Genomic DNA, 16218 nt, shown 5'->3' with positions numbered 1-16218 from the left:
TTGATTAGGATTGGGCTTCCGCCGGTCGAGGAAGGGAATCCCCATGACCACCGAAGCCACCCACGCCACCGAAACCACCGCACCAGCTGCACCCGCGGCCCCGGCTGCCGGCTCCGATGTGGCCAAGACGGTCGCACGGCTTCGCCGGACGTTCGCCACTGGTCGCACCCGCAATCTGGAGTGGCGCAAGGAGCAGTTGCGCGCCCTCGAGCGGCTGATGGTCGAGAACGAAACGGCGATCGCCGATGCTCTCGATAAAGATCTCGGGCGGTCGCCCTTCGAGGCGTGGATGGCCGACATCGCCAGCACCGCCGGCGAAGCCAGGGATGCGGCGAAGAACGTGCGCAAATGGATGCGTCGCAAATATCGCCTGCTGGAACGGTCCCAGTTGCCGGGACTCGGATGGATTGAATACGAGCCCTACGGCACCGTGCTGATCATCGGCGCATGGAATTTCCCGTTCGTGCTGACGCTCGGTCCTGCCGTCGGCGCCATCGCCGCAGGCAACGCTTTGGTGCTAAAGCCGTCCGAGGTCTGCCCGGCATCGTCGGCGCTGATGGCCGAACTAGTTCCCAAGTATCTGGACCCCGATGCGATCGCCGTCATCGAAGGCGATGGCGCCGTGAGCCAGGAGCTCATCGCACAGGGCTTCGACCACCTGCTGTTCACCGGCGGCACCGAGATCGGGCGCAAGGTGTACGAGGGCGCGGCGTCGCATCTGACGCCGGTCACCCTGGAGCTCGGCGGCAAGAGCCCGGTCATCGTGTCGAAGGACGCCGACATCAAGGTGGCCGCGAAGCGGATCGCGTGGACCAAGTTGATCAACTCCGGGCAGATCTGCATCGCACCCGACTACGTCCTGGCCGAGGCGCCCATCCGCGACAAGCTCGTCGACGAAATCAAGAAGGCGGTCACCGGGTTCGAGGCCGAGAACGCCAGCGGTGGTAAGCGGATCGTCAACGAGCGACACTTCAACCGCCTCACCACCGCACTCGCCGCGACCAAGGGCACGGTCGCCATCGGTGGTGGCTCGGACCCGTCCAGCCTGAAAATTCAGCCGACCGTTGTGATTGATCCGGCCGTCGACGAGCCGCTGATGACCGACGAGATCTTCGGCCCGATTTTGCCCGTCGTGACCGTCCAATCCCTCAATGACGCAATTAGTTTCGTCAACTCACGGCCGAAGCCGCTGGCGGCGTATCTGTTCACCAAGACCAAGAGCATCCGTGAGCGAGTGATCAGGGAGGTACCGGCCGGCGGCATGGTGGTCAACCACCTGATGTTCCACTTCGCCACAAACAAGCTGCCGTTCGGCGGCGTCGGAGCGTCGGGCATGGGTGCTTACCACGGCAAGTACGGGTTCGAGGGGTTCAGCCACAAAAAGGCAGTGATGACCAAGCCGACCCGACCCGACGTCATCTCATTCATGTACCCCCCGTATACAGATAAGGCGTGGAAGCTGGCGCGCAAGCTGATCTGACATCGGCGCCGGCCTAACCGAGGAGAGGAACACCAGTGCCAGGAGTGCAGGATCGTGTTGTCGTCGTCACGGGAGCCGGCGGTGGCTTGGGTCGCGAATACGCGCTGACCCTCGCCAAGGAAGGCGCCAGCGTCGTGGTCAACGACCTCGGCGGATCCCGCGACGGCACCGGCGCCGGACACAACATGGCCGACGAGGTCGTCAAAGAAATCAAGGACGCCGGCGGCCGTGCGGTCGCCAACTACGACAGCGTTGCCGAGGCCGAGGGCGCCGAGAACATCATCAAGACCGCTCTCGATGAGTTCGGCAAGATCGACGGCGTGGTGAGCAACGCCGGCATCCTGCGCGACGGCACTTTCCACAAGATGTCGTTCGAAAACTGGGATTCCGTTCTTAAGGTGCACCTCTACGGCGGCTACAACGTCGTCCGCGCCGCCTGGCCGCACTTCCGCGAGCAGAGCTACGGTCGCGTGCTCGTCGCCACCTCCACCAGTGGGCTGTTCGGCAACTTCGGTCAGGCCAACTACGGCGCAGCCAAGCTGGGTTTGGTCGGCTTGATCAACACGCTGGCCCAAGAAGGCGCCAAGTACAACATCAAAGCCAATGCGCTGGCGCCGATTGCGGCCACCCGGATGACCGAGGACATCCTGCCGCCGGAGGTGCTGAAGAACCTCACGCCGGATTTCGTCGCGCCGGTGGTGGCTTATCTGGTCACCGAAGAGGTGCCCGACTCCGGTTCGATCTTCATCGTCGGTGGCGGCAAGGTGCAGCGCACCGCGCTGTTCCAGAACGAGGGCGTCACCTTCAAGACGCCGCCCTCGGTCGACGACATCGCCTCGCACTGGGGCGAGATCGACGACTTGTCCGGGGCTAAGGCGGCCAACTTCTCGATCCGTTGATCGGGACTGCATGAAAGCCTGTGTTGTACAGGAGCTTTCAGGTCCGGACGGTCTTGTCTATACCGATGTGCAGGACGTCGCTGGAAACAACGACGTCCTGGTCATCGGTGTCCGCGCCGCAGGGGTCTGCTTTCCAGACCTGCTGCTGAGCAAGGGCGAGTACCAGCTGAAGCTGCCGCCGCCGTTCATCCCCGGGATGGAGGCGGCCGGCGTTGTCGATTGGGCACCGGAGGACTCCGAATTCAAAGTAGGGGATCGGGTTTCGGCGTTCGGTGTGCTGGGCGGCTTCGCCGAGCAGGTGCTCGCGCCGATGGCCAACGTGACTCGCAGCCCGGCCGAACTCGACGACGCCGAAGCGGTGTCGCTGCTGGTGAACTACAACACCATGTACTTCGCGCTGGCCCGGCGGGCCGCCATGCGGCGCGGCGACAGCGTGCTGGTGTTGGGTTCGGCGGGCGGTGTGGGCACCGCGGCCATCCAGGTGGCCCGGGCGATGGGCGCGAGCAAGGTCATCGCGGTGGTACACCGCACGAGCGCAACGGAATTCGTCGAGTCGCTGGGTGCCGACGTGGTGCTGCCGCTGGCCGACGGCTGGGCTCCGGCGGTCCGCGAACACACCGGCGGACGCGGCGTGGACATCGTGGTCGACCCGGTCGGCGGGCAGGCCTTCGACGATGCGGTCCGGGTACTGGCCATTGACGGCAAGCTACTGGTGATCGGCTTCGCCGCGGGATCGATTCCGACGGTCAAGGTCAACCGGCTGCTGCTGCGCAACGTCGGCGTGCTCGGCGTCGCCTGGGGCGAATATCTGCATCAGGTTCCCGGCTCGGCGGGGCTGTTCGCCTCGGGTCTCAACCAGCTGGTGGCGGCCGGATTGAAACCTCCACCGCCGCAACGGTATCCACTGTCGAAAGGCCGTGACGCGCTGCAGTCCCTGGCCGACGGTGGGGTGTTCGGCAAGGTTGTGCTGGAGCCCTAGGACTTACGGAACACGCCGCCCCGGCAGAACGGTGGCGGCGCGTTCGGTACCCCTCAATGGTTGGCGGCGCCTTTCTTTCTCGGCGTCATAACCCGATAGCCGCGAAGTCGGCCGCTATCTGCGAGGCCGCACTGGAGATGACCTCGGTCGCGAAACCGGCGGCCAGGGTTTCCAGCGCGGTGTTCGCCGCGATCGGCAGCCCAAAGGCGTCCGTATAGTCGCCGGTGGCCAGGTTGGCGGTGAACAGCGAGAGGTCGTAGGCCGGAACGCTGGTCGACAGGGCATTCGAGATATCTTGCAGCGGCAGGAAAACCGAGTAAGCCGTCGACAGCGCACTGGAGAAGGCGTTGGCGATGTCGGTGATCGTTGGTGTGGCCGCTGGGATGGCGGTGGCGGCTTCCGCCCCGGCCGATGCGGGCGCGGTGGCCGCCGCCGCGTACGGGTCTGTGTTGGTCATCAAGTTCTGGATGCCTTGCTCCGTAAGGGTGACTAGAGTGTTGAACTCGGTGGTCGCGCTGACGTCGGGGGCCAGCCCGAACGGGGTGGGCACGTTCGCCGGTGAATCGACCGTCGCGGAGTAACCGAGGGTGCCGTCGCCGTAACCCAGGTTGATCAGATACGTCAGGTCTGGCCCCAGCAATTCTTGCAGCGATTTCGGCAGCAGCGACACCAGCGGTGCGGTCTCGTCGATCATGTAGTAGTTGGTGAGGCTGTCCGTGGTGCCGGATAGTGAGGACCCGGGCAACAGAATCGCGTTGGCAATCTGTTCTGCCGTCGGGCCGCTGCCGGCCACGCCGCCGTTCAGGTACGTTCCGTGCAGCGTCTCGATGCCCAGGAACGCGTTGAGGTCGGACAAGAAGTTCAGCGGGTAGCGCGGGAAGTCGGTGAAGCCGTCGTATTCCAGCGAATACATGTTGGTGACGAAGTCATTGGAGGGGGTGGCGCCGTCGAAGCTCAACCCCAGACTCGGCAGGCTCAATGGGTCGACGGTGGTGTGCCCCATTAAGGTTTCGAAACCATTGAAGCGCTCTAGCAGCCCGCCGTTGGGAGCGCTGGGGTCGGCGATCAGCAGGAATTGCGGCGCGTCAGGGCCCGTCTGGGGCGTGCCCGACGGATCGAGATGCTCCATGGCAATTCCGGACAGCGTCGAACTCTGCGAGTAGCCGAACACGATCGAGGTGTCGTTGGGGTTGCCGAGGATGGTGCTGTCCAGGATGTCGGCACCCTGGCCTACCGAGGTGCTGAGGTCTGGCAACCCAGTGCCAGGATCAAGGGGGTAGTTGAGCAGCAAGGTATGAACGCCGGTCAGTGGATAGAGCCCCTCCGGGGTGAACAGACCGTTTCCGAATGGGGGGGACGCAGCGGCTTGGTAGAAGTCGAGGTTGGGGTAGAGCTTCGTCAACGGGTTGTCGAGGTAGAGCTGGTCGGCTGCTCCGACATACAGGGATCCGGGAATCGGCAAGCCGCTACCGCCCATCACCAACCCGAGGTCATCAGCGTGTGCATAACCCGAGTTCAGCATGGCTGCCATGCTCAGGACGCCGGCACCAGCGGTGGCGACCATTCCCAGACCCGTGAGACAAAGTGTGCGTCCTGACATTGTGCGACCTTCCGGACTGTTAGTCGTCAGGGCACGATGCGGCCCCAGCGGCGCGGGTATTCGACATATGTTCTACTCCGGTTGGGGACATATGTCTGAGAAACACACAGGTTTTCGTTGGTGAAAATTAAGTTTCTGTTTCAACAGTTTGGAGGGCCTCATACACCTCAAAAGTCCTGTAGTCACTGGCTTTGGGGTCGTGTTGTCTTCTAAAACGAGAGCACGGGCGATATCAGCCCTTGCGGTGCTATCGCATGCGCCGACCCTTGAAAAGCACGCCATACCCAAGCTTTGGCTCGTGTTGCGAGAGTGACGCTGTGAGCGGTGTACCTGGTGTACTCAGCCCAGCAGCGCGTCGCGCAACTGCGTCACATCGGCTGCAGTGATGCCCGCGCTGCGGAAGTAGCCGTTGAGAGAGCCGAAGTTGTCGTCGATAGTGCGCCGTGCAGCGTCGAGGTATTCCGCGCGCACACCGAGAACCTCTTCGGACAGCCGCGCCTCGGTGACCGAGATCAGTTCCGGTGTCATGGCGACGTCGGACCGCTCGCGGATCGCGTTCAGGATCCGCTCCCGTAAATGCGGGACGGCCCGATTGCTTTGCAGGAAGTCGGCCACGATCGCGTCGCGGTCGACACCGGCGGCCTCAAGCACCAGGGCAACCGTGAAACCGGTGCGGTCCTTGCCGGCGAAACAGTGCGCGAGCACCGTGCGCCCCTCTGCCAAAAGGCTCACGACGCGGTGCAGTGCCTGCTGTGCTCCGGGGTAGGTCGGGAACCTGCTGTACTCGTCGACCATGTAGCGAGTGGCGGCGTCGCTGACCGGCTCGTCGTCGGGCTTGTCTTCCAGTAGCCGCTTGAATGCGTGCTCGTGGGGTGCCTCACCATCCGGGTTGACCTCGTCGGGCGCGAGGTCCGGGATGGGCAAGAGATGAACGTCGACACCGTCCGGGACCAGGCCGGGACCGTGTCGCAATACCTCACTACGCGAACGCAAATCGGCGACATCGGTGACGCCCAAACGGCGTAGCTCGTGACGGCCTTCGTCACCCAACTCGCTCAGTTCGCCGGACCGGAAGAGCCGACCGGGCCGCAGTACGCCGGTGGTGTCGGCGACGTCGCGAAAGTTCCAGGCCCCCTGTAGATCTCGCACGTCGGTTGCCACCTTAGGTGACCGCCGCAGCGAAAGCGCTTCTATCCCGGCCGATCTCAGCGCGGGCGATCGACCGCATGTGCACCTCGTCGGGTCCGTCGAAGATGCGCATCGCGCGCTGCCAGGCGTACATCCGGGCCAGTACCGTGTCCTCGCTGACCCCGGCCGCCCCGTGCACCTGGATGGCGCGGTCGATGACATTGCAGGCCATCTGGGGCGCCACCGCCTTGATCTGGGAAACCAGCAGATGGGCCGCGCGGTTGCCATGCTGGTCTATGGTCCATGCCGCCTTCTCGCACAGCAGCCTGGCCTGGTCGATCTCGTTGCGTGACTGGGCAATTGCCTGCTGCACCAGACCCTGGTCGGCCAGCGGCCGGCCGAATGCGATCCGGGTGTTCGCCCGGTTCACCATCAGCGCCAGCGCACGTTCCGCGCCACCCAGCGCGCGCATGCAGTGGTGGATGCGACCCGGCCCGAGTCGGGCCTGGGCGATCGCGAATCCGGAGCCCTCTTCACCGAGCAGGTTGGTGGCCGGCACCCGGACGTTGTCGTAGATGATCTCGCAGTGCCCGGGCTGGTCCTGGTACCCGAATACCGTGGTGGAACGCACCACGGTCACGCCCGGGGTGTCGATCGGCACCAGGACCATCGACTGCTGCTGGTGGCTGGCCGCCTCAGGGTTGGTCCGGCCCATCACGATCAGGATCTTGCAGCGCGGATCCGCCGCTCCCGACGTCCACCACTTACGGCCGTTGATGACGTAGTCGGCGCCGTCGCGCACGATCGAGGTTTCGATGTTGCGGGCGTCGCTGCTGGCGACGGCGGGCTCGGTCATGGAGAAGCCGCTGCGGATCTCGCCGTTCAGCAACGGCTCCAGCCACTGCTTGCGCTGCTCTTCGGTGGCGAACAGGTGCAGGGTCTCCATGTTGCCGGTGTCCGGCGCCGCGCAGTTGATCGCCTCGGGCGCGATCTCCAGAGACCATCCGGTCAGCTCGGCCAACGGCGCGTACTCCAGGTTGGTCAGCCCGGATTCCGACGGTAGGAACAGGTTCCACAGGCCGGCGGCCTTCGCCTTGACCTTCAGTTCCTCGATGATCGGCGGAACGGTGTGATCGTGCGGGCCGACTTCCTCGCGGTACTTGTCGTACTCCGCTTCGGCGGGGAAGACGTAATCGGTGATGAACTCGCTCAGCCGCTTGTGGTAGTCGTTGCCTTTGGCTGACATTGCGAAGTCCATGACGGCCACGATAAGCCACCCGCGGCGGGGGCACACCGGGGGCAGGATGAACGTTATGACTGACACCCGCCCACCGTTGCCGCCGTTCACTTATGAGACGGCGATCCAGAAGGTTCAAGCCGCCGAGGACGCCTGGAACAGCCGCGATCCGGAGCGGGTGAGCCTCGGCTACACCGTCGACTCGCAGTGGCGGAACCGGGGCGAGCACCTCGTCGGCCGCGTGGCGATCGTGGCGTTCTTGACCAGCAAATGGCAGCGCGAACTCGACTACGCGCTGCGCAAGAGCCTGTGGAGTTTTCACGACAACCGCGTCGCGGTCCGGTTCCAGTACGAGTGCCGCGACGCCTCCGGTCAGTGGTGGCGCAGCTACGGCAATGAGCTGTGGGAGTTCGACGACGCCGGCCTGATGGGCCGACGAGAGGCCAGCATCAACGACGTCGCGATCGACGAGTCCCAGCGGCGATACTTTGGCCCTCGGGTGCCGGCGGAGCACGGCCGGGACTTTCCACTTTGGTGACCGGTTAGGGTTGTTGCCGATCTACCGGGGTAGGGAGTACAGGAAGTAGATGCGGACGCCATGACACAAACGCAGACGACGGTCGGGGTGGTCGCCGAGTCGGGGGCCGACGAGCGACGGGTCGCGCTGGTCCCGAAGGCAATCGCGCCGCTGGTGAAGAGCGGGGTCGCAGTCGTAGTGCAGGCGGGTGCCGGCGAGCGAGCGTTGCTTCCCGACTCGCTGTACACCGAGGCCGGAGCCACCATCGGCGACGCCTGGGCCGCCGATGTGGTCGTCAAGGTGGCACCGCCCACCGCCGATGAGGTCGGCAAGCTGCACAGCGGCCAGACGCTGATCGGCTTTTTGGCGCCCCGTAACGCCGAGAACTCGATCGGTGCGCTCAAGGCGGCCGGTGTGCAGGCGTTCGCGCTGGAGGCCATTCCGCGGATATCGCGGGCGCAGGCGATGGACGCGTTGTCGTCGCAGGGCAACGTCGCCGGATACAAGGCTGTGCTGCTGGCGGCCTCGGAGTCGACCCGGTTCTTCCCGATGTTGACCACCGCCGCCGGAACCGTGAAGCCGGCCACCGTGCTGGTGCTCGGCGTCGGCGTGGCCGGGCTGCAGGCCCTGGCGACGGCCAAACGACTCGGCGGACGCACCACCGGCTACGACGTGCGACCCGAAGTGGCCGACCAGGTCCGCTCGGTCGGCGCGCAATGGCTGGACATCGGCATCGACGCCGCCGGCGAAGGCGGCTACGCCCGCGAACTCACCGAGGAGGAACGGGCGCGGCAGCAGAAGGCGCTGGAGGACGCGATCAGCGGCTTCGACGTCGTGATCACCACGGCCCTGGTCCCGGGCCGGCCCGCGCCCAAGCTGGTGACCGCGGCCGCGGTCGAGGCGATGAAGCCCGGCAGCGTGGTCGTCGATCTGGCCGGCGAAACCGGCGGCAACTGCGAGCTCACCGAGCCGGGGCAGGTCGTCGTCAAGCACGACGTCACGATCGCCTCACCGCTGAACCTGCCGGCGACCATGCCCGAGCACGCCAGCGAGCTCTACAGCAAGAACATCACCGCGCTGCTGGACCTGCTGATCACCGACGGCACGCTGGCCCCGGACTTCGACGACCAAGTCATCGCGGATTCATGTGTGACCCGCGAGACAGCCGCTGGCGACGATGCAGAGCGCAGCGATGCGCAGCAGCGGCGCAATGAGGCGAGGGAGGACTCCTAATGCACGGGATGTATGACGAACTGCTGTCCAACCTGGCGATCCTGGTGTTGTCGGGATTCGTCGGGTTCGCGGTGATCTCGAAAGTGCCCAACACGCTGCACACCCCGCTGATGTCGGGCACCAACGCCATCCACGGCATCGTCGTGCTCGGCGCCCTGGTGGTGTTCGGCGAGGTTGAGCACCCGTCGCTGGCGGTGAAGATCATCCTGTTCGTGGCCGTCGTGTTCGGCACGCTGAACGTCATCGGCGGTTTCATCGTCACCGACCGTATGCTGGGCATGTTCAAGGGCAAAAAGAAGCCTGTGCCGGCGAAAACGGAAGACGCGGTCGCCAAATGAACTACCTGGTGATCAGCCTCTACGTCATCTCGTTCGCGCTTTTCATCTACGGCTTGATGGGTCTGACCGGCCCCAAGACGGCGGTGCGCGGCAACCTGATCGCCGCGGTCGGTATGGCGCTGGCCGTGACGGCCACGCTGATCAAGATCCGGCACACCGACCAGTGGATATGGATCATCGCGGGTCTGGTGGTGGGCGTGGTGCTGGGTGTTCCGCCGGCTCGCTTCACCAAGATGACCGCCATGCCGCAGCTGGTGGCGTTCTTCAATGGCGTCGGCGGTGGCACGGTTGCGCTGATCGCGCTGGCGGATTTCATGGAGACGAAGGGCTTTTCGGCCTTCGAGCACGGCGAGTCACCGACCGCGCACATCGTGGTGGCGTCGCTGTTCGCCGCGATCATCGGGTCGATCTCGTTCTGGGGATCGATCATCGCGTTCGGCAAGTTGCAGGAGATCATCTCCGGCTCGCCGATCGGGTTCGGCAAGTTGCAGCAACCGATCAACCTACTGCTGCTGGCCGCGGCGATCGCTGCCGCGATCGTGATCGGCCTGGGCGCGCATCCCGACACCGGCGGGGTACCGCTGTGGTGGATGATCGGCCTGCTGGCCGCCGCGGGTGCACTGGGTCTGATGGTGGTGCTGCCCATCGGCGGCGCCGACATGCCCGTGGTGATCTCGCTGCTCAACGCGATGACCGGGTTGTCGGCCGCCGCGGCGGGTCTGGCGCTGAACAACACCGCGATGATCGTCGCGGGCATGATCGTCGGCGCGTCCGGCTCGATCCTGACCAACCTGATGGCCAAGGCGATGAACCGTTCCATCCCGGCGATCGTCGCCGGCGGGTTCGGCGGCGGCGGTGTGGCACCGAGTGGCGGCGACACCGGCGACAAGACCGTCAGGGCGACCTCGGCTGCCGACGCCGCGATCCAGATGGCCTACGCCAACCAGGTGATCGTCGTCCCGGGCTACGGGCTGGCCGTCGCGCAGGCCCAGCACGCCGTCAAGGACATGGCGTCGCTGCTGGAGGACAAGGGTGTCGCGGTGAAGTACGCGATCCACCCGGTCGCCGGGCGGATGCCCGGACACATGAATGTGCTGCTGGCCGAGGCCGAGGTCGATTACGACGCGATGAAGGACATGGACGACATCAACGACGAGTTCGGCCGCACCGACGTCGCGATCGTCATCGGCGCCAACGACGTGACCAACCCGGCGGCCCGCAACGACGCGTCCAGCCCGATCTACGGCATGCCGATCCTCAACGTGGACAAGGCGAAATCGGTGATCGTGCTCAAGCGGTCGATGAACTCCGGATTCGCCGGCATCGACAACCCGCTGTTCTACGGCGAGGGCACCACGATGCTGTTCGGGGACGCGAAGAAATCGGTGAGCGAAGTCGCTGAGGAGCTGAAGGCGCTGTAGCCGCGGGGGCCGTAACGGCCCTTACCTGTTCTCGACGAAGGCTGCGTTTAGACGGGCGGATACGCCGGCGGCGGGTAGCCCTGGCCGTCGGTGACGCCCCGCAGGCCCCACGGCAGGTACTTGAAGTAGAACTCGAGTTCGTCGGAAAAGTCGTAGCTGGGATCAGGATCCGGTTGCATCTGACTACCTCTCGAGTCGGGACGTGTTCCACGCCGAAGTCTAGTCCTGGCGGGTAACGCGCAACAGTGAACTGCCGTGTTGCCTAGACTACCCAACTAGTTGATTGACTCCGGGCAGCCCCGGACTGCTGATAGCGAGTAAACATGCCATCCGAGAACGGGCGCACCCGCCGCGAGGAGCTGCTGGTTGTTGCCACCAAGTTGTTCGCCGCACGCGGCTACCACGGCACCCGGATGGACGACGTGGCCGACGTGGTCGGGCTGAACAAGGCCACCGTCTACCACTACTACGCCAGCAAGTCGCTGATTCTCTACGACATCTATCAGCAGGCCGCCGAACGCACCCTGACCGCCGTGCACGACGATCCTTCGATGTCGGCCCGCGAGGCGCTCTACCAGTACACCGTGCGGCTGCTGACCGGGATCGCCGGCAACCCAGAAGGCGCGGCGGTGTATTTCCAGGAACAGCCGTACATCACCGAATGGTTCACCGAGGAACAGGTTGCCGCGGTCCGCGAGAAGGAAACCCAGGTCTACGAACACGTGCACGGTCTGATCGACCGGGGCGTCGCCAGCGGCGAGTTCTATGAATGCGACTCGCACGTCCTGGCGCTCGGCTACATCGGGATGACGCTCGGCGCGTACCGATGGCTTCGGCCGAGCGGACGACGCAGCGCCAAGGAGATCGCCGCCGAGTTCAGCACCGCACTGCTGCGGGGTCTGATCCGCGACGAGGCGGTCCGGGTGGAGTCACCGTTGGGCGTCGGAACCGAAATCGGTACAGCCGCCCGTCGTTCCTGAGCCGTCGAAGAGACTGATCACCATGACTGACATGTTTCGCCTGGACGGAAAGGTCGCCGTGGTCACCGGCGGCGGCCGCGGCATCGGCGTGATGATGGCGCGCGGACTGCTGCAAGCCGGAGCGACGGTATACCTGTCCAGCCGTAAAAAGGCCGAGCTGGACGCCGCCGTCGCCGAATTGTCGGCACATGGTCCGGTGCAGGCCATTCCCGCCGATCTGGGCACTGTCGACGGAGTGCAGGCGCTGGTTGCCGACCTCGCCGAGCGGACGGACGCGGTGCACGCGCTGTACAACAACGCCGGCGCGGCGTGGGGTGCGCCGTTGGGCGAGTTTCCCGAATCCGGCTTCGACAAGGTCTTCGACGTCAACGTCAAAGGTGTCTTCCTGCTGACCCGCGCGCTGGTGCCGATGCTCACTGCCGGCGCAACCGAGGGCGACCCGGCCCGCGTCATCAACACCGGCAGCATCGACGGCATCGTTCCGCCCGGGCGCGGCCGGGACAACTTCTCCTACAGCGCCAGCAAGGCCGCGGTCCACATGCTGACCCAGCACCTCGCCGGGGAGCTGGCGCCGCGGATTCTGGTCAACGCGATCGCGCCTGGGCTCTTCGAATCCCGGATGACCAAAGAGCTGTTGCGGGCGGGTTCGGACGCCGTCGGTTCAGGCTTTCCGCTCGGCCGCATCGGCCAGCCCGACGATATGGCCGGTATCGCGGTCTTCCTCGCCAGCCGGGCCAGCAGCTACATCACCGGCGCGGTGATTCCGGTGGACGGTGGCGTCAGCGTCATCCGCTAGGCCTTCAGCAGATTCCGCTCGAGGAACTCGAGTTGGTCGGCGAGGACACGCTCGAAAGCGTCGCCGACATAGATCTCGAAATGCCCTTCCGGGTAGAGCTTGATCTCGCCGCGGGGTGCCGTCGCCGCGTAGCGGCGGGTCGGACCTGACGGCGCGACCGTGTCGGTTTCACAGACGCAGAACAAGATTGGGCAGGGCACCTTCGCCGCGAGCCGACCCGGCCGGTAGGGCAACAGCTTCAAGCCGATCCGCGCGGCGACCTCGTTGCGCAGCTCGACGCCGTCGGGCACCAGGCCCAGAAAGCCGGGGTAGGCGTCCGGGGCGGTCATCAGCGCGACTTCGCCCGGAAGCCCGGCGGTCTGCACCATCACCGGTGTCCCGCCGAAGCGGGCGGTGATCAGGTCGCGCGCCGCCAGGGCCGTGAGGCGAGCGCTGATCAGCGGGTCCACCGCGCCCAGCGAGGCGACGCTGTCGGTGAACGGGCATTGCGCGACGACCACCGCGATTCCCGGAAGCCTTGCCGCGGTGGCGATTACGTGGCCGCCGCTGAACGAGGTACCCCACAGCCCAATTCGATTCGGATCGATCCCGGGCAGCGTGCGCGCATAGGCCACCGCAACCATCCAGTCCTGCAACTGCATTCGGATATCGAGCAGTTGACGTGGTGCTCCTTCGCTGTCGCCGAAGTTGCGGTAGTCGAACACCAGGCAGGCATAACCGGCCTCGCGAAAGCGCTCGGCGTAGGCATCCAGTCGCATCGTGCGTACCGCGCCCAGCCCGTGAGCCATCACCAAAAGCGGTGCGTCACCGTCGCTGGCCGGCCGATACAACCACGCGCTGATCCGGTCGCTGCCGGAGTTGAACCAGACATCCTCACGCTGCATGACACTCATCCTGCACGGCGACTCGGCGATGTGATAGACCCACGGGATGGCCGGGCGCGTGCTGCAGCAGGTGTCGTCGCTGGTGGGGACGAAGTATCTCAGCACCGATCCCGACGTGCTGGCCGGCCGCAGCGTCGATTACACCGGCCGCTACCGTGGCCACGCGAGCGCCCTGGTGCGGCCGGGTTCGGCCGACGAAGTGGCCGGCGTTCTGCAGCTGTGCCGCGACGCCGGGGTGCACGTGACGATCCAGGGCGGCCGGACGTCGTTGGTGGCCGGCACCGTGCCCGAACACGACGACGTGTTGCTGTCGACCGAAAGGCTCAGCGCCGTAGGCGATGTCGATGCCACCGAACGTCGGGTGGAGGCCGGGGCAGGGGCCACCCTGGCCACGGTGCAGCGCGCGGCCGACGCGGCCGGCCTGGTGTTCGGCGTCGACCTGGCTGCCCGCGACACCGCGACCGTCGGCGGCATGGCATCGACCAACGCCGGCGGTCTGCGCACGGTGCGTTACGGCAACATGGGCAACCAGGTCATAGGGTTGGACGTGGCACTGCCAGACGGGTCGGTGGTGCGACGGCACTCGCGGGTGCGGGCCGATAACACCGGCTACGATCTGCCGGCACTGTTCGTCGGCGCCGAGGGAACACTGGGCGTGATCACCGCGCTCGACCTGCGGCTGCACCCGGATCCGCCGCATCGGGTGACCGCCGTCTGCGGCTTCGACGATCTGGCCGCGCTGGTCGACGCCGGCCGGTTGTTTCGCGACATGGACGGCATCGCGGCGCTGGAACTGATCGACGGGCGGGCCAGCGCACTGGCCGGGGAACATCTCGGCGCGCCGCCGCCGGTGCGCGGAGAGTGGCTGCTGCTGGTGGAACTGGCGTCCGACATCGATCAGAGCGAGCGACTGGCCGACGCGCTGGAGGGCGTGCAGACCTCTGGTGAACCTGCGGTTGGCGTTGATCTCGCTGCGCAACAACGGCTTTGGCGGTCTCGTGAATCGTTGACCGAGGTGGTCGGATTGTTCGGACCACCACTGAAGTTCGACGTGTCGCTGCCATTGTCCGTGATACCCGCGTTCGCCCGCGACGCCACGGCGCTGGTCGAACGGCACGCCGCCGATGCCATCGGCGTGTTGTTCGGGCACATCGGTGAGGGCAACCTGCATCTGAATGTGCTGCGCTGCAGCGACGAGCAGGAGCGCGATCTGTACGCCGCGATGATGGAGCTGATCGCGGAATGCGGCGGCAACGTCAGTTCCGAACACGGGGTCGGTAGCCGCAAACGCGGCTACGTCGGCATGTCACGTGAGGCCGCCGACATCGCGGCGATGCGAGCCCTGAAAACGGCGTTCGACCCCACCGGCTACCTCAACGCCGCGGTGCTGTTCGACTAGTCGGCGCCCTTGATACCGACCGCGTGGCGCAGCTGAGCCAGAAACTCGTCTGCGTCGTCGCTGCGAATCATGTAGTGCGAGAACGCGACTCGGATTGCGGTAGCAGCCTTGACCGCGGCGTTGGGACCGGGTATCAGGCGCTGCAGACCATCGCGCATCTGCGGGATTACGTTCGAGAACTGGTTGATGACATGCTCGGGCTCGATGTCGACCATCCGCACACCGGTGTACGAGTGCTGGTAGTCGACGATGAACCGCAGCGCCGCATCGAGCTTTTCGGCACCTTTGAGGCCGGCTGTCGCCCGGCCCATGCCGCTTTCGAAAGTCAGCCGTTCGTACTGGGAGAATGCCGAGAGCAAATCCTCTTTGGACGCGAACCAGCGGTAGAGCGTCGGCCTGGACACCCCGGCCTGAACAGCGACATCGGACAGGCTGAGCTTGCGCTTGCCGTTGCGGCCGAGCACCTCGGCCGTGGCGGCAAGGATCCGCTGCTGAGTCGAGATGTCACCCTCGAGGGTGGGCGTCTGCTCCATGCACCAAACTTTACAAAATAAACCCGAAGTGTCACGCTGTTTTCGTGTCACTGCCATGTTCCCCGGCCAGGGCGTTTTCGTCCCCACCTGAGGTAGTTGACCACCAGAGTTTAGCCGGGCAGGCCGAGATTGATCGGGGTCCGTCGTGAGCGAGTCCAGGACGGTCGTCATCACCGAGGCCTCGTCGCCCGTCGGTTTGGCGACGGCGGCCCGGTTGGCCGCCGGTGGGCACCTGGTGTTGATGGGCGGCCGCCGTACCCACATCTGCGAGGAGTTCGCTGCCGGTCTTCGGTCCGGTGGCGCTGCCGTGTTCGCCGCTCACCTGGATCTCAGGGAGCCGCTTTCCATCGATCGTTTCATGCGGTCCGCCGACTACCTGGTAGGCGCCGTCGATGCCCTGGTCAGCAGCGCCGGTATTGCCGATAGATCTTGGGTAGGCGCGCAACACCTTGTGACACAACTTGTTACGCCGATGATCGACATAGGCCGTGGTGACGTGGTGCTGCTCAGCCCAGAGCTGATCGGGGCATCGCCGGCCGGCGCGCATCGGATGCTCGACGCGTGGGTCAGTGGTCTGGACGCCGAGTTCGTCGGGACTGGGGTGCGAGCCTCGGTCGTGCGGTCCACCGGGCACGTACCGCCCGACGACGTGGGCCGCGTGATCGCCGCGGCGATATGTGCACCGGACCGAAGGCATCTGCGGGTCGTCGACCTGATTCCGCCTGTTCCGGCGTCCTCCCTGGCGCGCCGAGATCGACGCCAGAGCACACAATTACGAAAGAAGTTGCTCTAAC

At 65.5% G+C, this 16218-nt stretch carries 17 protein-coding genes; 11 read left to right on the top strand and 6 right to left on the bottom strand.

Annotated elements, in window-relative coordinates; all coding sequences use genetic code 11:
- Positions 1–43: 43 nt before the first annotated feature.
- From VGH54_RS18175 to VGH54_RS18165, 3 genes are read left to right on the top strand one after another with little or no spacing between them, the layout of a single operon-like run.
- A complete protein-coding gene (locus VGH54_RS18175; protein ID WP_331513466.1) occupies positions 44–1480 on the top strand; it encodes an aldehyde dehydrogenase family protein in 1437 nt (478 codons plus the stop codon).
- 35 nt (positions 1481–1515) lie between these two features.
- Positions 1516–2379, top strand: a complete 864-nt coding sequence (locus VGH54_RS18170; protein ID WP_331513465.1) for an SDR family oxidoreductase — start codon at positions 1516–1518, stop codon at positions 2377–2379.
- Positions 2380–2389: 10 nt separating this feature from the next.
- Positions 2390–3358 carry an NADPH:quinone oxidoreductase family protein gene (locus VGH54_RS18165; RefSeq protein WP_331513464.1) on the top strand — a complete coding sequence of 323 codons (969 nt, stop codon included), beginning with the start codon at positions 2390–2392 and terminating at the stop codon, positions 3356–3358.
- A gap of 85 nt (positions 3359–3443) precedes the next feature.
- On the opposite strand, the gene VGH54_RS18160 is transcribed toward VGH54_RS18165, so the two are convergent.
- The 3 genes from VGH54_RS18160 to VGH54_RS18150 all read right to left on the bottom strand — a co-directional run bounded on the left by VGH54_RS18160 (position 3444) and on the right by VGH54_RS18150 (position 7332).
- On the bottom strand, positions 3444–4922 hold the full coding sequence (locus VGH54_RS18160; protein WP_331513463.1) for a PE-PPE domain-containing protein: 1479 nt from the start codon (positions 4920–4922) through the stop codon (positions 3444–3446).
- Between the two features lie 375 nt (positions 4923–5297).
- Positions 5298–6119 carry a tyrosine-protein phosphatase gene (locus VGH54_RS18155; RefSeq protein ID WP_331513462.1) on the bottom strand — a complete coding sequence of 274 codons (822 nt, stop codon included), beginning with the start codon at positions 6117–6119 and terminating at the stop codon, positions 5298–5300.
- A gap of 1 nt (position 6120) precedes the next feature.
- The gene (locus VGH54_RS18150) at positions 6121–7332 is read right to left on the bottom strand and encodes an acyl-CoA dehydrogenase family protein (RefSeq protein WP_331513499.1); all 1212 of its coding nucleotides are present in this window, start codon (positions 7330–7332) and stop codon (positions 6121–6123) included.
- Positions 7333–7399: 67 nt separating this feature from the next.
- Here VGH54_RS18150 and VGH54_RS18145 point away from each other — a divergent pair, with 67 nt between their 5' ends.
- From VGH54_RS18145 to VGH54_RS18130, 4 genes are read left to right on the top strand one after another with little or no spacing between them, the layout of a single operon-like run.
- Positions 7400–7861, top strand: a complete 462-nt coding sequence (locus tag VGH54_RS18145) for a nuclear transport factor 2 family protein (protein ID WP_331513461.1) — start codon at positions 7400–7402, stop codon at positions 7859–7861.
- Positions 7862–7921: 60 nt separating this feature from the next.
- Positions 7922–9073 carry a Re/Si-specific NAD(P)(+) transhydrogenase subunit alpha gene (locus VGH54_RS18140; RefSeq protein ID WP_331513460.1) on the top strand — a complete coding sequence of 384 codons (1152 nt, stop codon included), beginning with the start codon at positions 7922–7924 and terminating at the stop codon, positions 9071–9073.
- Positions 9074–9081: 8 nt separating this feature from the next.
- Positions 9082–9411, top strand: coding sequence for an NAD(P) transhydrogenase subunit alpha (locus VGH54_RS18135; RefSeq protein WP_331513459.1), 330 nt, complete (start codon positions 9082–9084; stop codon positions 9409–9411).
- Positions 9408–10832 carry an NAD(P)(+) transhydrogenase (Re/Si-specific) subunit beta gene (locus tag VGH54_RS18130; RefSeq protein WP_331513458.1) on the top strand — a complete coding sequence of 475 codons (1425 nt, stop codon included), beginning with the start codon at positions 9408–9410 and terminating at the stop codon, positions 10830–10832. Before VGH54_RS18135 ends, VGH54_RS18130 begins: the two co-directional genes overlap by 4 nt.
- 47 nt (positions 10833–10879) lie before the next feature.
- Here the strand turns inward: VGH54_RS18130 and VGH54_RS18125 are convergent, their stop codons facing one another.
- Positions 10880–11011 carry a hypothetical protein gene (locus VGH54_RS18125; protein WP_156751530.1) on the bottom strand — a complete coding sequence of 44 codons (132 nt, stop codon included), beginning with the start codon at positions 11009–11011 and terminating at the stop codon, positions 10880–10882.
- A gap of 144 nt (positions 11012–11155) precedes the next feature.
- Here VGH54_RS18125 and VGH54_RS18120 point away from each other — a divergent pair, with 144 nt between their 5' ends.
- Positions 11156–11812 carry a TetR/AcrR family transcriptional regulator gene (locus VGH54_RS18120; RefSeq protein WP_331513457.1) on the top strand — a complete coding sequence of 219 codons (657 nt, stop codon included), beginning with the start codon at positions 11156–11158 and terminating at the stop codon, positions 11810–11812.
- A 22-nt stretch (positions 11813–11834) separates the two neighbouring features.
- Complete coding sequence (locus VGH54_RS18115) at positions 11835–12608, top strand: SDR family oxidoreductase (RefSeq protein WP_331513456.1); 774 nt, start codon at positions 11835–11837, stop codon at positions 12606–12608.
- On the opposite strand, the gene VGH54_RS18110 is transcribed toward VGH54_RS18115, so the two are convergent.
- A complete protein-coding gene (locus VGH54_RS18110; protein ID WP_414688741.1) occupies positions 12605–13492 on the bottom strand; it encodes an alpha/beta hydrolase in 888 nt (295 codons plus the stop codon). The genes VGH54_RS18115 and VGH54_RS18110 overlap by 4 nt on opposite strands.
- Positions 13493–13538: 46 nt before the next feature.
- Here VGH54_RS18110 and VGH54_RS18105 point away from each other — a divergent pair, with 46 nt between their 5' ends.
- Complete coding sequence (locus VGH54_RS18105; protein ID WP_414688740.1) at positions 13539–14891, top strand: FAD-binding oxidoreductase; 1353 nt, start codon at positions 13539–13541, stop codon at positions 14889–14891.
- On the opposite strand, the gene VGH54_RS18100 is transcribed toward VGH54_RS18105, so the two are convergent.
- Positions 14888–15424 carry a helix-turn-helix domain-containing protein gene (locus VGH54_RS18100; protein ID WP_331513454.1) on the bottom strand — a complete coding sequence of 179 codons (537 nt, stop codon included), beginning with the start codon at positions 15422–15424 and terminating at the stop codon, positions 14888–14890. The genes VGH54_RS18105 and VGH54_RS18100 overlap by 4 nt on opposite strands.
- Before the next feature lie 145 nt (positions 15425–15569).
- On the opposite strand from VGH54_RS18100, the gene VGH54_RS18095 reads away from it, so the two are divergent.
- Positions 15570–16217 (top strand): SDR family NAD(P)-dependent oxidoreductase, encoded by a 648-nt coding sequence (locus VGH54_RS18095; RefSeq protein ID WP_331513453.1) that lies wholly within the window; start codon positions 15570–15572, stop codon positions 16215–16217.
- Position 16218 lies beyond the last annotated feature (1 nt).

The sequence above is a fragment of the Mycobacterium sp. genome (assembly GCF_036488105.1).
Taxonomy (GTDB): domain Bacteria; phylum Actinomycetota; class Actinomycetes; order Mycobacteriales; family Mycobacteriaceae; genus Mycobacterium.
The sequence above is the reverse complement of the archived record's forward strand: the minus strand, read 5'-3'. Positions and strand labels throughout refer to the sequence as shown.

What these genes read in the sequence shown, in the direction of transcription:
- VGH54_RS18160 (WP_331513463.1), bottom strand. Translation starts at nt 4,922, where the DNA reads ATGGTCGCCACCGCTGGTGCCGGCGTCCTGAGCATGGCAGCCATGCTG.
- VGH54_RS18110 (WP_414688741.1), bottom strand. Translation starts at nt 13,492, where the DNA reads ATGCAGCGTGAGGATGTCTGGTTCAACTCCGGCAGCGACCGGATCAGC.
- VGH54_RS18145 (WP_331513461.1), top strand. Translation starts at nt 7,400, where the DNA reads ATGACTGACACCCGCCCACCGTTGCCGCCGTTCACTTATGAGACGGCG.
- VGH54_RS18115 (WP_331513456.1), top strand. Translation starts at nt 11,835, where the DNA reads ATGACTGACATGTTTCGCCTGGACGGAAAGGTCGCCGTGGTCACCGGC.
- VGH54_RS18140 (WP_331513460.1), top strand. Translation starts at nt 7,922, where the DNA reads ATGACACAAACGCAGACGACGGTCGGGGTGGTCGCCGAGTCGGGGGCC.
- VGH54_RS18125 (WP_156751530.1), bottom strand. Translation starts at nt 11,011, where the DNA reads ATGCAACCGGATCCTGATCCCAGCTACGACTTTTCCGACGAACTCGAG.
- VGH54_RS18165 (WP_331513464.1), top strand. Translation starts at nt 2,390, where the DNA reads ATGAAAGCCTGTGTTGTACAGGAGCTTTCAGGTCCGGACGGTCTTGTC.
- VGH54_RS18135 (WP_331513459.1), top strand. Translation starts at nt 9,082, where the DNA reads ATGTATGACGAACTGCTGTCCAACCTGGCGATCCTGGTGTTGTCGGGA.
- VGH54_RS18175 (WP_331513466.1), top strand. Translation starts at nt 44, where the DNA reads ATGACCACCGAAGCCACCCACGCCACCGAAACCACCGCACCAGCTGCA.
- VGH54_RS18120 (WP_331513457.1), top strand. Translation starts at nt 11,156, where the DNA reads ATGCCATCCGAGAACGGGCGCACCCGCCGCGAGGAGCTGCTGGTTGTT.
- VGH54_RS18130 (WP_331513458.1), top strand. Translation starts at nt 9,408, where the DNA reads ATGAACTACCTGGTGATCAGCCTCTACGTCATCTCGTTCGCGCTTTTC.
- VGH54_RS18105 (WP_414688740.1), top strand. Translation starts at nt 13,539, where the DNA reads ATGGCCGGGCGCGTGCTGCAGCAGGTGTCGTCGCTGGTGGGGACGAAG.
- VGH54_RS18100 (WP_331513454.1), bottom strand. Translation starts at nt 15,424, where the DNA reads ATGGAGCAGACGCCCACCCTCGAGGGTGACATCTCGACTCAGCAGCGG.
- VGH54_RS18150 (WP_331513499.1), bottom strand. Translation starts at nt 7,332, where the DNA reads ATGTCAGCCAAAGGCAACGACTACCACAAGCGGCTGAGCGAGTTCATC.